The sequence below is a fragment of the Sphaerisporangium sp. NPDC088356 genome, assembly GCF_040685555.1.
Taxonomy (GTDB): domain Bacteria; phylum Actinomycetota; class Actinomycetes; order Streptosporangiales; family Streptosporangiaceae; genus Sphaerisporangium.
Genome location: NZ_JBFBIK010000041.1, coordinates 1 through 14080, shown reverse-complemented (window position 1 = coordinate 14080; position 14080 = coordinate 1). Strand labels below are relative to the sequence as shown.

Here is a 14080-nt window from a genome sequence, read left to right as displayed (position 1 = left end):
GTGATCCATGTCATGGCCGTCGCCGCGAGCTTGACCGTGAACCGGTGCTGGCGCCGGCATGCGACTGCGAGACTGAGAGGGTGAGCTTCCCCATCGACGGTTCCCTCGTCACGCCTGCCCAGGCGCGGGTTGATCTCTCGGCGATCAGGCACAACGTGGCGGTCCTGCGGGGGCACGCCCCCGGCGTCGAGATGATGGTCGCGGTGAAGGCCGACGCCTACGGGCACGGCCTGGTGCCCTGCGCCCGCGCCGCCCTGGAGGCCGGTGCTTCCCGTCTCGGCACGGCCTACCTCCAGGAGGCGCTCGACCTGCGCGCCGCCGGAGTGACCGCGCCCATCCTGTCGTGGATCATCACTCCCGGCGAGCCCATCGACGACGCCGTCGCCGCGGCCGTCGAGCTGTCGGCCGGCGCGACGTGGCTGGTCGACGACATCGCCGCCTCCGCCCGCCGCGCCGGGCGCACGGCCCGCGTGCATCTCAAGATCGACACAGGCATCTCGCGCGGAGGCGCCACCGCCCAGGCGTGGCCGGCGCTGCTCGAACGGGCGCTCGCCGCCCAGGCCGAGGGCACGATCGAGATCGTGGGGCTGTGGTCGCACTTCGCCTGCGCGGACATTCCCGGGCATCCCTCGATCGGCCTCCAGCTCTCCGCGTTCGAGGAGGCCCTTGAGGTCGCCGGGAAGGCCGGGGTGAGCGGGTCGCACGTGCTGCGCCACATCGCCAACTCGGCCGCCACGGTGACGCTTCCCGAGGCGCGCTACGACATGGTCCGGCCCGGCATCGCGGTGTACGGGCTCAGCCCTATCCCTGAGCTGGGTGACTTCGGCCTGCGGCCGGCGATGACCCTCAGCGCCCGCATCGCGATGGTGAAGCGCGTCCCCGCCGGCACCGGCGTGTCCTACGGGCACCTCTACACGACCGAGCGCGAGACCACCCTGGCCCTGGTCCCTCTCGGGTACGCCGACGGCGTGCTGCGGGGGGCGACCAACCGGGCGGAGGTCATGGTGGCCGGCCGGCGGCGCACGGTGGCCGGGCGGGTGTGCATGGACCAGTTCATGATCGATGTCGGTGACGACCAGGTGAGCGAGGGCGACGAGGCCGTCCTGTTCGGCCCGGGCACCGGCGGCGAGGCCACCGCACAGGAGTGGGCGGATTCCCTCGGCACGATCACTCATGAGATCGTGACCAGGATTGGTTCACGTGTGCCGCGCGTTTACCGATAAGAGGAGGTCGTAGATGTCCACACGGCGCAGGGTCGGGATCGCAGGGGCGGTCTTCGGCGCCGCTTCGGCGAGTCTGGCGGCGGCGGCCCTGGCCAAGAGGTATGCCGTGGGGCGCATCCGCCTGCGGCCCGACCTCGAGGTGAGCGAGCCCTTCGGCGAGCTGCGGGGGCGGCGGGTCACCGTCAACACCTCCGACGGTGTCGAGCTGTACGCCGAGGTCGACGGGCCCGAGGACGCCCCCCTGACCATCGTGTTCTGCCATGGATACACCCTGAACCTCGACTCCTGGCACTACCAGCGGCGCGCCCTGCGCGGCACCCACCGCCTGGTGTTCTGGGACCAGCGGTGCCACGGGCGCTCCCCCCGCACCCCCGCGGAGGACTGCACCATCGACCGTCTGGGGGCCGACCTCGCGGAGCTTCTCAAGACGCTGGTGCCGGGACCGTGTGTGCTGGTCGGCCACTCCATGGGCGGCATGACGGTGATGGCGCTCGCCGACAGCCATCCTGAGCTGTTCGGTGACAAGGTCCGCGGCGTCGCCCTCATCTCGACCTCGGCCGGCAAGCTGGCCGAGGTGACGCTGGGCCTCCCGGCTCTGATCTCCAAGGCCGTCCACTGGGCGGCCTCGCCCGCGGTGTCGGTGCTCGGCCGCCGCGCGGCGCTCATCGACCGGGGCCGTCAGGCGGGCAACGACGTGTCCTTCCTGGCACTGCGCTATCTCGGGTTCGGCGACCCGTCCACCATCAGTCCCACGGTCGTGGACTTCGCCGAGTCGATGATCCGCTCCACGCCCACGGACGTGATTGCCGACTTCTACCCGGCGCTCATGTCGCACGACAAGCTCGCCGCCCTCGACGTGCTCGACAAGGTGCCGACCGAGATCATCGTCGGCGACAAGGACTGGCTGACCCCGCCCGACCACAGCAAGTCGATCAACGCGGGTCTGCCCTCCGCCCGCCTCACCGAGATCCCGGGCGCCTCCCACCTGGTGTTGCTGGAGAAGCCCGACGCCGTGAACGAGGCGATCACCGAGCTGCTCAAGAGGGTGGCAGACACGGACGCGAGCGACCCTGCGGGGGACATCCGGAGCATTGACGGGAACGCGGAAGGGGAGGCCTCATGAGGCGGGTGTCCACCACAGAGGACATGTGGTCGCTGGGCGAGGAGCTCGCGCGCCTGCTGGGTCCCGGTGACCTCGTGGTGCTTTCTGGCCCGCTGGGCGCCGGCAAGACGACCCTCGTGCAGGGCATCGCCGAGGGGCTGAAGGTCCGAGGCCCGATCACCTCGCCGACCTTCGTGATCGCCCGGGTCCACCCGTCGCTGGCCGGCGGTCCCGCGCTGGTCCACGCGGACGCCTACCGCCTCGGCGGGGCGCTGGAGGTCGACGACCTCGACCTCGACGCCTCCCTGGACGACTCGGTCACCGTGGTCGAGTGGGGCGAGGGGCTGGTGGAGGGCCTGGCCGACGACCGGCTCGAGGTCTCCATCGAGCGCGGCGACACGGGGGACGAGCGGCTCGTACGGCTTCGCGGCATCGGCCCGCGATGGAGCGATCTGCCCGGCTCTTCTGATTGACCGCTTTTCGTGGATCTAGACCGGTACTCTAACCAGCCTTGACGCATGCCTCCATTGCTATGGATCATCGGAATGAAGATCGTTGCGATGGATTGGCCTGTTTTTTCTGGGTATGCAGGTGGAGTAACACCTTTGCGTGGTCGTATCGGGCGGGGTCGGATCGTACGTTGAAGTGGAGTGCGACGGTGCACAGGGTCGGGCAGGGCGCGGTTGCTGGAGCATTCCTTCTCTTAGGCGGTGTCGCGTGTACGGCGGAGGCGCAGACGGGCGCGTCGGCGCCCACACCTGCGCCGTCGATGAGCCGTCAGGACATTCGCGTCCAACTCATTCCTGACAGGGTGCAGGGCGGGGCGACGCGATCGGTCCGCGTGCGGGCCTTCTGCCCCCTGCCTCAGGGCGGCACCGACTACCGGGCGACGGCCCGCTCTGACTCCTTCACGGGCGTCGTCACCCTGACCCAGCCTCCGCCCGTCACCCCCGCCGTGTCCTCCACCCCGGTGACCACAGCGGCGCCCCTGCCCGAGGTCCACGGCTTCGCCCTCGTCGACGAGGACGCCAAGGCCGGCCGCTACCAGGTCGAGGTCAAGTGCGAGGGCACCAACGACACCGGCAGGGCCACGCTGACGCTGACCGCCAGGCCCACGGCCACGCCCACCCCCACCAGGACCCGCGCGGTGCCGACCCGGGCGCCGAGGGCCGGTGGCGGCGGCACCGCGGCCGGTGGGCAGCCCGCCGACGAGCCCACGGGCATTCCCACCGGAGTGACGGTCGTGGCGCTTCTGGCGGCCCTCGGTGGCGGCATCGCCGTGGTCAGGCGCAGGTCGAAGGCCGGCTGACCTTCGGTCCGGCGTTCCCCCCATGGCTGACTCCCCCAAATGGCTGAAGATCGTGGTGGCCGGGTTCGTCACCGGCACGATCATGTTCGCGCTCGCCGGCCGTGAGCGCGACGCCCCGCCCCCGCGGACCACGGCCGCCGTCCCCAAGCGGCTCGACATCCCGTCGCTGCAGTTGAAGGCTCCTCTGATGAAGCTCGGGCTCAGCTCCGACGGGGAGGTCGAGCTGCCCCCGTTCGAGAAGCCCGCGACGGCGGGATGGTTCGACCAGAGCGTGGTGCCCGGTGACTCCGGCGCCTCGGTGATCATCGGGCACGTGGACACCAAGACCGCGCCGGCGGTGTTCTACCGCCTGCGCGAGGTCAGGAAGGGCGCCGTCATCAAGGTCCTGCGCAGCGACGGCAAGACCGCGGAGTACAAGGTCGACTCGATCGAGCAGGTCGCCAAGGACCGCTTTCCCGCCGAGCGCGTGTACGTCGAGGACGGCCTGCGCCTGGTCACCTGCGGCGGGGTATTCGACCGGAAGACCCACGAGTACCTGGACAACATCATCGTCTACGCCTCCCGCCTGGCCGCGTGATCTCCCCTGCGCCCTGCGCGCATGCGAGGGCACCGGCTCAGGGGCGCCCTCGCACCGCGCGAGCGGAGCGAGCGCCATAGGCACGGAGCGAGCGCCCAGAAACACAGCTAGGCTTGACATTTGTGCTGGTCTTGGCCTTCGATACCGCAACCCCGGCCGTCACCGCGGCTCTTCACGACGGTGACCGCCTGCTCGCAGAGTCGACGACGATCGACGCTCGCCGCCACGGTGAGCTGCTCGTTCCCTCCATCCAGGAGGTCCTGCGCGAGGCGGGCGTCACTCTGAGTGACTTAACCGCCATCGTCGCCGGTTCGGGCCCCGGGCCGTACACCGGCCTGCGCGTCGGGTTGATGACCGCCCAGGCGCTCTCGTCCACCACGGGCGCCCCGGCGTACGGGGTGTGCACCCTGGACGCCGTCGCCTACGCGAGCGGTCTCACCGAGCCCTTCATCGCCGCCACGGACGCGCGGCGCAAGGAGGTCTTCTGGGCGAGCTACGCCGACATGCGCACGCGGCTCGACGGGCCCTCGGTCGACCGGCCCGCCGACGTGCCGGGCGAGCTGCCCCTGGTGGGTGCGGGCGCCCGCATGTACGCGGAGATCCTGGGCGAGAAGCGGCTGGTGGAGGGCACCGCCGACTATCCGCTCGCCGGAGCGCTGGCCGCGCTCGCCGCCGAGCACCTCGCCGCGGGCGGCGCAGCGGTTCTCACCTCGCCGAGCCCGATCTACCTTCGCCGGCCGGACGCCCGGGTGCCCGGTCCGCCGAAGAAGGTGACCACGTGACCGCCGCCACGCTGCGGCAGATGACGGAAGCCGATCTGCCCGATGTCATGCACATCGAGCGTTCGACGTTCCCGTTCGACGCCTGGAGCGAGGGCATGCTGCGGGGCGAGCTGGCCGATCAGCCGCGCACCCGGCACTACATCGTCGCCGTCGCCGACGGGCGCATCGTCGGGTACGCCGGGCTGGCGGCGGCGGGCGACCAGGCCGACGTCCAGACGATCGCCGTGAGCGCGGCCATGCAGCGCGCCGGGGTCGGCAGCGCGATGCTGCGCGAGCTGCTCACCGAGGCCGAGCGCCGCGGGGCGACGGCGGTGTTCCTGGAGGTCCGCGCGGACAATCCGCCCGCGCAGGCCATGTACGAGCGCTTCGGGTTCGAGCGCGTCGGCCTGCGCCGCGACTACTACGACGACGGAACCGACGCGATCATGATGATGAGGAAGCTGAGCGTGGAGGACGGGCATGTCTGAGCAACCCCTGGTCCTGGGCATCGAGACCTCGTGTGACGAGACCGGGGTCGGCATCGTCAGGGGCCACACGCTGCTCGCGAACACGGTCGCCTCCAGCGTCGAGGAGCACGCCCGGTACGGCGGCGTCGTGCCCGAGGTGGCCTCACGGGCCCACCTGGAGGCCATGACCCCGACCGTCGAGCGCGCACTCGAACAGGCGGGGCTGCGCTTCTCCGACATCGACGCGGTGGCCGTCACCGCTGGACCGGGCCTCGCGGGCGCGCTGCTCGTGGGCGTCGCCGCCGCCAAGGCGTACGCCATGGGCCTCGGGGTGCCGCTGTACGGCGTCAACCACCTGGCCGCCCACGTGGCGGTCGACCAGCTTGAGCACGGCCCGCTGCCCAAGCCGTCGATCGCGCTGCTCGTCTCGGGCGGCCACTCGTCGCTGCTGCTGGTGCCCGACGTGGCCAAGGACGTCATCTCCCTGGGCTCCACCGTCGACGACGCGGCGGGTGAGGCGTTCGACAAGGTCGCCAGGGTGCTCGGCCTGCCGTTCCCCGGCGGCCCGTACATCGACCGCGCGGCCGTCGATGGCTCGGGCACGGCCGTCGCCTTCCCACGCGGGAAGTACGACGACGGCACGCTGGACTTCTCGTTCTCCGGGCTGAAGACCGCCGTCGCGCGCTGGGTGGAGGCCAGGGAGCGTGCGGGGGAGCCCGTTCCCGTCGCCGACGTGGCCGCGTCCTTCCAGGAGGCCGTCGTCGACGTGCTCACGCGCAAGGCGCTCCAGGCCTGCCGGCAGTACGACGTGGAGGACCTGCTCATCGGGGGCGGGGTGGCCGCGAACTCGCGGCTGCGCGCCCTGGCTCAGGAGCGGTGTGATGCCGCGGGCGTGCGCCTGCGGGTGCCCCGGCCTGGGCTGTGCACCGACAACGGCGCGATGATCGCGGCGCTGGGGTCGGAGCTGGTGGCCTCGGGGGTGAGCCCGTCGCGGCTCGACATCCCCGCCGACTCGTCCCTGCCGGTCACCGCCGTCCACATGTGACGGGTCAGTCCTTGGCGGTGCGGGTGGGGCGGAGCAGGGCCTCGGCCAGGGCCAGCATGGTCTCCTCCAGGGCGCCCAGCCTGCGGGTCAGGTCGTTGTGCGTGGGCTGGATGATCTCGTCCACGGTCTCCGACAGCTGATCGCGGTCGGGGCGCGCCCGTACGAGGTCCATCAGCTCGGTCATGGGCGGCATGGCGTCGGCCAGCCGCTTCTCGATCATGTCGAGCCGCTTGCCCTGGTCGTCGCCCTGGGCGCTGATCAGCTCGCCGACGCGCTTGTGGACCTCGCCCACCTCCAGCAGGCCGGGGAGCTGGCCGACGCGCTGGTTGACGGCCTCCACGCGGTCGTCGACCATCTCCAGCCGCTCGTTGACGCCCTCGAAGCTCTCGTCGACCGTGGCGAAACGCTGATCTTGGGCGCTGAGGCGGCCGTCGACATCGGCGAGCCGCTGGTCGAGCCCGGCCAGGCGGCCGTCGACGCGGGAGTCGGCCGTCTCGATGCGCCCGTCGACGCTCTGGAGCCGGACGTCGACCGTCTCCAGCCTCCCCTCGACGGCCCCTAGGTGGCTGTCCACGCTGTCGAACCGGCCCTCAACGGTGTCGACGCGTCCTTTGAGGTCGCCGAAGTGGCCCTCGACGCCGTCGAACCGCGCCGCGAAGCCCGTCAGATGGCCCTCGACGCCCTCCAGGCGGCCGTCGAAGCCCGCGAGCCGGCCGTCGACGCCGTCGAGGCGGTCGGCGAGCCGGGTCTCGGCGTCGGTCAGCTTGGAGGTCATGCCGTCGACCTTGCCGACAAGCTGCTCGACGGAGCCGGTGAGCCGCTCGATCGCCGAGGCGAGGGTGTCCTCAAGGCCCTCGCTCAGGTCGAGAACGCCGCCTTCGAGCCGCTCGGTGCGCTGGGTGAGGTCGAGCAGCGCCTTGTCGACCCGGGTGAAGCGGCCGCCCGCCGCCTCCATGCTGGAGGTGAGCTGGCCGAGGCGCCTGGTGAGCTCGGCCATGCGGTCGGGCATGGCAAGGCCGCCGTCGAGGACCGCCTGGAGGCGCTTCAGGGACTCGGCGACCCCCTCGCGCACCGTGCCGAGGTCGTTCCACAGGCCGGGCAGCTCGGCGACCGGCCTGACGCGCTCGCTCACCGAGTCGATGCGGTCGACGATGACGGCGACGCGGTCTCCCACCCCGTCGACGCGGTCGCGCACGACCTCCACGTGCTGGGCCAGGCCCTCGGCCCACGCCGGAGGCCGGGTCGCCAGCTCGCCGAGCTGGCCGCCGACGCTTTCGAGGGCGCCGCTCAGGCCGCCCAGCTCGCGCTCGCGGACCTCACGCAGCAACCACTCCATGCCTTCGAGCCGCTGGCGGATCTCGTCGAGCACGGCGCCCTGGGTGCGCTGCTCGTACACGTGGTCCTGTGCCGCCCTCGCCAGGAGCTCGCGCATCCGGTCGGAGATGGCGGTCTGGCTTCCCGCCTGGAGAAGGGTGTGGTTGGAGTGATCCACCGAAAGCTCCTTCACTCGCGGGCGGCCGGCCGCACTGCGGTGGGATTGGTCCGGTTGTCTGGCGTGACGAATAAGGCGGGTCAGCCATCGATCAGGCGAAAATCCCGCGCTGGCCAACTGTAGTCGCTCGGCAGGCGACTTTCGGGGCCGACTTTAAAACTTCGTGATTATCGATGGATTGCCCGAAATGGCCGTTTGTGCAGGTCAGGCAGGTTCGCAAATGAGCGCGAAAGGACGCTCGCCGATGCGGGTAAGAGCCACGACACACGATTTATCGCCAGAAAGGCGCAAATCCTTCCGCAGGCGCTCCAGGTCGACGGCGGAACCGCGTTTCTTGAGGGTCACCGCGCCGATGCGGCGCTCGCGAAGGGCGGTGCGCAGGCGCTTCAGCGAGAACGGCATCGTCTCCAGGACCTCGTACCGCGACGCCCACGGCGTGACGGCGGCGGTGTCGCCGGTGATGTAGGCGATCTGCGGGTCGATCAGGTGGCCGTTCACCAGCGCCGCCACCTCGGCCACCAGATGCGAGCGGATCGCGGCGCCGTCCGGCTCGTACAGGTATCTGGCCACCGGCCCGTGCTCCGCCCGCCCGAGGGACAGGTCGGGGGTGAGCGTCTCGCCGGATGGCAGCATCGTGGCCCTGCGGCCGAGGTCCTCCTCGGAGGGCTGGGCGAGGGCGCCGGTCCACAGGACGGCCTCCTTGACCTCGCCCCGGTAGGAGACCCACTCGGCCTCCGCGCCCGGCGGGATCAGCTCGTACGGGATGCCGGGCGCGACCTTCAGGCACGCGGCCCGTGCCCGTGCGACCATGCCGAGGACCACCGGCCACGGCGGGGAGTACGCCATGGGGTCGAAGACGCGCCTGCCGGTCGACCTCCTGGCCGGGTCGGCGAACAGCACGTCGTACGCCTCCGGCTCGACCTCGGCCGCGTCGGCCGTACGGACCGTGACGCGGTCGCCGAGGCCCAGTGCCACGGCGTTGGCCCGCGCGACCTCCACGGTGAGCGGGTCGAGGTCCACGGCGTCGACCTCGCACCCGGCGCGTGCCATGGCGATCAGGTCGCCACCGATGCCGCAGCAGGCGTCGGCGACCCGCGTGCCCGGCGGGAGCCTGCGGGCGCGGTGGGCGGCCACCTCGGTGCGGGTGGCCTGCTCCAGGCCGTCGGGGGTGAAGTACATGCGGGCGGCGTCGGGGCCGAACTTGACGGCGCCGCGCGCCCGCAGCCGAGCCTGGGTGAGCGCGGCGGAGGTGAGCGAGGCGTCGTAGGTCTTCCTCAGCCGGCTCGCGGCCAGGACCGGGTCGGTGCCGCCGGCCACCGCCTCCACGGCGTCGCCGAGGGCCTTCTGCCCGCGGGGGGTCAGCAACTCGCGGAAGGCGTCGAGGTCCACGTCTCCCGACGCTATCGCGTGCCGGGAGGTCCGAGGGAAGGAGTCGGCAACCTGGCGGACCCGGAGCTCGGACGGACATTTCGGGCGAGTCGCGCCTGGGCCGGCCCCGGTATCTGCACCGGACTGACCAGGGACGGCCTGTCCGTGTTGACTGAGTCGGCGGCCTTGCATACTGTTCAGTGTTGGCACTCGCCTAGTGAGAGTGCCAAGTAAAAATGCGACGAGGCAGGTCTGACACCCGCGACGGCAGGCCGCTGGTCGCCTCTTCAGCTCATCAACACAATCTGAAGGGGAGGTCCGATCGTGACGACCGCCACCAAGGTTCCCGTTAAGCCGCTCGGCGACCGCATTGTGGTCCAGCCGCTTGAAGCCGAGCAGACGACCGCTTCCGGTCTGGTCATCCCAGACACCGCCAAGGAGAAGCCGCAAGAGGGCAAGGTCCTCGCGGTGGGCCCCGGCAACTGGGACGAAGACGGCGAGAAGCGGATTCCGCTCGACGTCAAGGAAGGGGACATCGTCCTCTACAGCAAGTACGGCGGCACCGAGGTCAAGTACGGCGGCGAGGAGTACCTCGTTCTCTCCGCCCGTGACGTTCTCGCGATCATCGAGAAGTAAAGCCCCGGGCGCGCAAGCGACCATCAGTACGGAGCCTTACAAAAAATGCGTGTCAAGCCCCGGGCGCTTCGGCTGAAGCCCCGGGGCTCTGATGCTGAGAGGACCTTAAATGCCGAAGACCCTGGAGTTCGAGGAGGACGCGCGTCGCGCTCTCGAGCGTGGCGTGAACGCCCTCGCGGACGCCGTCAAGGTGACCCTCGGGCCGCGCGGCCGGAACGTCGTCATCGACAAGAAGTTCGGTGCGCCCACCATCACCAACGATGGTGTGACCATCGCCCGTGAGGTGGAGCTCGAGCGCCCGTACGAGAACCTCGGCGCCCAGCTCGCCAAGGAAGTCGCCACCAAGACCAACGACGTCGCCGGTGACGGCACCACCACCGCCACCGTGCTCGCCCAGGCGATGGTCCGCGAGGGCCTGCGCAACGTCGCCGCCGGAGCCTCGCCGCTGTCGCTCAAGCGCGGCATCGACCTGGCCGCCCGCTCGGTCAGCGACCGCCTGCTGGAGCTCGCCCGTCCCGTCGAGGACAAGAAGGAGATCGCCAACGTAGCGACGATCTCCGCCCAGGACGCCAAGATCGGCGAGCTCATCGCCGAGGCGTTCGACAAGGTGGGCAAGGACGGTGTCATCACCGTCGAAGAGTCCAACACCATGGGCCTGGAGCTGGAGTTCACCGAAGGCCTCCAGTTCGACAAGGGTTACCTGTCGCCGTACATGGTGACGGACCCCGAGCGCATGGAGGCGGTCCTCGAGGACGCCTACGTTCTGCTGCACCAGGGCAAGATCTCCTCCATCGCGGAGTTCCTCCCGCTGCTGGAGAAGGTCGCCCAGACCAAGAAGCCGCTCTTCGTGGTGGCGGAGGACGTCGAGGGCGAGGCCCTGGCCGTCCTGGTCACCAACAAGATCCGCGGCACGTTCACCTCGGTCGCCGTCAAGGCGCCCGGCTTCGGTGACCGCCGCAAGGCCATGCTGCAGGACATCGCGATCCTGACCGGTGGCCAGCTGATCTCCGAGGAGCTCGGCCTCAAGCTCGACAACGCGGGCCCCGAGGTGCTGGGCACCGCCCGTCGCATCGTCGTCACCAAGGACGCCACGACCATCGTCGACGGCGCCGGCGATCCCCAGGCGATCCAGGACCGCGTCCGCGAGATCCAGCACGCGATCGAGCAGACCGATTCCGACTGGGACCGTGAGAAGCTCCAGGAGCGCCTCGCCAAGCTGTCCGGGGGCATCTGCATCCTCCGCGTCGGCGCGGCCACCGAGGTGGAGCTCAAGGAGAAGAAGCACCGCCTCGAGGACGCCATCTCCGCGACGCGCGCCGCGATCGAGGAGGGCATCGTCTCCGGCGGTGGCTCCGCGCTCGTGCACCTGTCCAAGGACCTGGACGACCTCGGCCTCACCGGCGACGAGGCGACCGGTGTCGCCATCGTCCGCCGTTCGCTCGTCGAGCCGGCCCGCTGGATCGCCGAGAACGCCGGTCACGAGGGCTACGTCGTCACCGCGAAGATCAGCGACCTGCCCGTGGGTCACGGCCTCAACGCCGCGACCGGCGAGTACGGCGACCTGATCGCCGAGGGCGTCATCGACCCGGTCAAGGTCACCCGCTCGGCCGTGCAGAACGCCGCGTCCATCGCCGGCATGCTGCTCACGACCGAGGTCCTCGTGGTCGACAAGCCCGAGGAGGAGGCTCCGGCCGCCGGGGGGCAGGGTCACGGCCACGGACACGGCCACTGAGCCCGATCATTCGGCCCGGAGTACGGCTCGCGCCTCATGGAGGCGCGGGCCGTACTTTTTTGTTGAATCGATTTTCGCCCCCGTCATTTGCCCGCCGGGGTAAACCGATCCCGACGCCGGGGCGTCCGCGAGACCGCCCCGCGCGCCCTCCGAGCTGCCGCGACATCCAACAAATATCCTCTGAATTCCCTTCGCGAGTGAAATATACAAACACCAAGGTGTTCACTTGATTACTCGCGGTTATCGTCGCGTCAATGTGACCAATCCGTATCCGTTCACTATGACGACATGCGCCATGGTGGCGGGCATCATGCCTAACGTGACCGAGGGACGCGTCGCCGACGCCAAAACTGGGGTAAGGCTTGCGACGAGATCGGACGAGTCCGACCTCAGGGATCTGACGAGCCTTGCCGTACAGGGGGATCGCACCGCGATCGAATCGCTGCTGGGGCAGTTGCGCCCGATGGTGGTTCGCTATTGCCGTGCCCGACTTGGCCGGGTTTCCGGTCATTACCACATTGCCGATGACGTGGCCCAGGAGGTGTGCATCGCGGTGCTGGCCGCGCTGCCGCGCTACCGCGACATGGGGCGCCCGTTCGCCTCGTTCGTCTTCGGCATCGCCTCGCACAAGGTCGCGGACGCGCTTCGCAGCTCTGTGCGCTCGGCCGTGCCCACCCAGGATCTGCCGGACGGCCCCGACCAGGGGCCGGGGCCGGAGGAGACCGTGGTGCGCTACATCGAGGCGGAGCACGCCCGCGCGCTGCTGTCGCGCCTCCCGGAGAACCAGCGAGAGCTGATCATTTTACGGGTGGTGTCGGGACTGTCCGCCGAGGAGACGGGTAACGTACTCGGTATGTCACCAGGTGCGGTTCGCGTCGCCCAGCATCGGGCGCTGGCCAGGCTTCGGGCGATGGCCGACATGGAGTCGATAGCTTGACCGCTGTCCATCCGGCGCGTTCGGTACGAAAACGGGGGTCCGAGACGGATCCCGACGTGCTCAGGACCGACGCGACCATCGACGCGCTCGCCCGCCGTGAGCCGGTCGGCGAGCACGAGGACCGCGCGGTGGGCCTGCTGCGCGCACTGACCGACGACGTCGATCAGTGGCTCTCCTCGGTGTCGATCACACCGTCGACGTAGCCCCTGGCGTACTCCCAGCTGACGTAGTCGACGGGGTCGGGCTCGAAGGCGGGCTCGTGGACCTGGGGCCGCCCGTGGTCGATCATCTGTCGGAGGTTTCCGCGGAGGAGATCCCAGTCGAAATAATGCTGTTCGCCGCATTCGGGGCAGTCGAGCACGAGCCCGAGAACACCCTGTGGCTCCAGCAACGAGCGGAAGACCTCCACATCGGCGAGATCGGTGAGCGCCTCGTCGCGCTCGGCCAAGGTCAGCGGCTCAGAGTCGTCGAGCTCACCCAGCGCCGCGGCGGGGTCGTCAGGGTCTTCCGCGAAGGGGTCGCGGGGGACGTCTTCCAGCACGCATTCCACCTTATGACCCTCACCTACCCTGATGAGGGCAACTGCTTGGGAAGCAGTGATCCAACGGGGAGTGCCAGGTTGTCCACAGGACCCGCCGAGCCAGTGAGCGGCAGGACACTAAACTTGGCCAGGGGGCCGGCGCCTTTCCCCACCTTGAGAGCGCCATGGCAGGAGGGTTGCAGATGGCCAAGTTCACCGAACCCGGGCTCACGTTCGACGACGTGCTCCTGGTTCCCGCGTATTCGGACCTGCAGCCGGGTGATGCCGACACCACCACTCGCCTGTCCAGGTCGATAAATCTGCGCATCCCACTGGTCTCCGCGGCCATGGACACGGTGACCGAGGCGCGCATGGCCGTGGCCATGGCGCGGCAGGGCGGCATAGGCATCCTGCACCGCAACCTGTCCATCGATGACCAGGCCCAGCAGGCCGATCTGGTGAAGCGTTCAGAGGCCGGCATGGTCACCAACCCGGTGACGTGCTCGCCCGATGACACGCTGGCCGACGTCGAAGTCCTGTGTGGGAAATATCGCATTTCTGGGGTGCCGGTCACCGACCGCGGCGGGGTGCTGGTCGGCATCGTGACGAACCGCGACATGCGCTTCGAGACCGACCAGAGCGTCCGGGTCCGCGATGTCATGACCCCGATGCCGCTCGTCACCGCCCCCGTGGGGGTGTCCCGCGACGAGGCCTTCCGTCTGCTGCGCCACAACAAGGTGGAGAAGCTGCCCCTCGTCGACGCCGAGGGCAGGCTGCGCGGCCTCATCACGGTCAAAGACTTCACCAAGAGCGAGCAATATCCCCTTGCCACGAAGGACGCCGACGGCCGCCTGGTGGTCGGGGCGGCGGGGGGGGGGGGCGGCGGCGCCCGGGCGCGGCGCCGCGGCCGC

The 14080-nt window shown here is 70.1% G+C and carries 16 protein-coding genes; 13 read left to right on the top strand and 3 right to left on the bottom strand.

All coding sequences use genetic code 11. The features are described 5' to 3' along the window. Positions 1-80: 80 nt before the first annotated feature. From alr to tsaD, 8 genes are all read left to right on the top strand, one after another. A complete protein-coding gene (gene alr, locus AB0O34_RS17445; RefSeq protein WP_363916431.1) occupies positions 81-1223 on the top strand; it encodes an alanine racemase in 1143 nt (380 codons plus the stop codon). 13 nt (positions 1224-1236) lie between these two features. Then, positions 1237-2346, top strand: coding sequence for an alpha/beta hydrolase (locus AB0O34_RS17440; protein ID WP_363916430.1), 1110 nt, complete (start codon positions 1237-1239; stop codon positions 2344-2346). Next, on the top strand, positions 2343-2798 hold the full coding sequence (gene tsaE / locus AB0O34_RS17435) for a tRNA (adenosine(37)-N6)-threonylcarbamoyltransferase complex ATPase subunit type 1 TsaE (RefSeq protein ID WP_363916429.1): 456 nt from the start codon (positions 2343-2345) through the stop codon (positions 2796-2798). Before AB0O34_RS17440 ends, tsaE begins: the two co-directional genes overlap by 4 nt. A 296-nt stretch (positions 2799-3094) precedes the next feature. Further along, entirely contained in the window at positions 3095-3634 is a 540-nt protein-coding gene (locus AB0O34_RS17430; protein WP_363916428.1) for a hypothetical protein, read from the top strand. A 22-nt stretch (positions 3635-3656) separates the two neighbouring features. After that, entirely contained in the window at positions 3657-4211 is a 555-nt protein-coding gene (locus tag AB0O34_RS17425) for a class F sortase (protein WP_363916427.1), read from the top strand. Between the two features lie 122 nt (positions 4212-4333). Then, entirely contained in the window at positions 4334-4993 is a 660-nt protein-coding gene (gene tsaB, locus AB0O34_RS17420) for a tRNA (adenosine(37)-N6)-threonylcarbamoyltransferase complex dimerization subunit type 1 TsaB (protein ID WP_363916426.1), read from the top strand. A 20-nt stretch (positions 4994-5013) separates the two neighbouring features. Then, positions 5014-5460 carry a ribosomal protein S18-alanine N-acetyltransferase gene (rimI, locus tag AB0O34_RS17415; RefSeq protein ID WP_363916463.1) on the top strand — a complete coding sequence of 149 codons (447 nt, stop codon included), beginning with the start codon at positions 5014-5016 and terminating at the stop codon, positions 5458-5460. Next, a complete protein-coding gene (tsaD, locus tag AB0O34_RS17410; RefSeq protein ID WP_363916425.1) occupies positions 5453-6484 on the top strand; it encodes a tRNA (adenosine(37)-N6)-threonylcarbamoyltransferase complex transferase subunit TsaD in 1032 nt (343 codons plus the stop codon). The genes rimI and tsaD overlap by 8 nt, the downstream gene beginning before the upstream one ends. A gap of 4 nt (positions 6485-6488) precedes the next feature. Here tsaD and AB0O34_RS17405 read toward each other — a convergent pair whose 3' ends face one another. Both AB0O34_RS17405 and AB0O34_RS17400 read right to left on the bottom strand, forming a co-directional pair. Further along, positions 6489-7976 (bottom strand): hypothetical protein, encoded by a 1488-nt coding sequence (locus tag AB0O34_RS17405; RefSeq protein ID WP_363916424.1) that lies wholly within the window; start codon positions 7974-7976, stop codon positions 6489-6491. A gap of 204 nt (positions 7977-8180) precedes the next feature. After that, entirely contained in the window at positions 8181-9365 is a 1185-nt protein-coding gene (locus AB0O34_RS17400; RefSeq protein WP_363916423.1) for a class I SAM-dependent methyltransferase, read from the bottom strand. A 300-nt stretch (positions 9366-9665) separates the two neighbouring features. Here AB0O34_RS17400 and groES point away from each other — a divergent pair, with 300 nt between their 5' ends. From groES to AB0O34_RS17380, 4 genes are all read left to right on the top strand, one after another. Continuing rightward, the gene (groES, locus tag AB0O34_RS17395) at positions 9666-9980 is read left to right on the top strand and encodes a co-chaperone GroES (protein ID WP_084258731.1); all 315 of its coding nucleotides are present in this window, start codon (positions 9666-9668) and stop codon (positions 9978-9980) included. Positions 9981-10089: 109 nt separating this feature from the next. Then, positions 10090-11712, top strand: coding sequence for a chaperonin GroEL (groL, locus tag AB0O34_RS17390; RefSeq protein WP_363916422.1), 1623 nt, complete (start codon positions 10090-10092; stop codon positions 11710-11712). 310 nt (positions 11713-12022) lie between these two features. Continuing rightward, on the top strand, positions 12023-12649 hold the full coding sequence (locus tag AB0O34_RS17385; protein ID WP_358546960.1) for a sigma-70 family RNA polymerase sigma factor: 627 nt from the start codon (positions 12023-12025) through the stop codon (positions 12647-12649). A gap of 56 nt (positions 12650-12705) precedes the next feature. After that, positions 12706-12852, top strand: coding sequence for a hypothetical protein (locus tag AB0O34_RS17380; RefSeq protein WP_363916420.1), 147 nt, complete (start codon positions 12706-12708; stop codon positions 12850-12852). Here the strand turns inward: AB0O34_RS17380 and AB0O34_RS17375 are convergent. Continuing rightward, the gene (locus AB0O34_RS17375; RefSeq protein ID WP_363916419.1) at positions 12813-13190 is read right to left on the bottom strand and encodes a DUF5319 domain-containing protein; all 378 of its coding nucleotides are present in this window, start codon (positions 13188-13190) and stop codon (positions 12813-12815) included. The genes AB0O34_RS17380 and AB0O34_RS17375 overlap by 40 nt on opposite strands. Positions 13191-13372: 182 nt before the next feature. On the opposite strand from AB0O34_RS17375, the gene AB0O34_RS17370 reads away from it, so the two are divergent. Further along, positions 13373-14080, top strand: a 708-nt coding sequence (locus AB0O34_RS17370) for an IMP dehydrogenase (RefSeq protein ID WP_363916418.1), incomplete at its 3' end; no start/stop codon positions are given.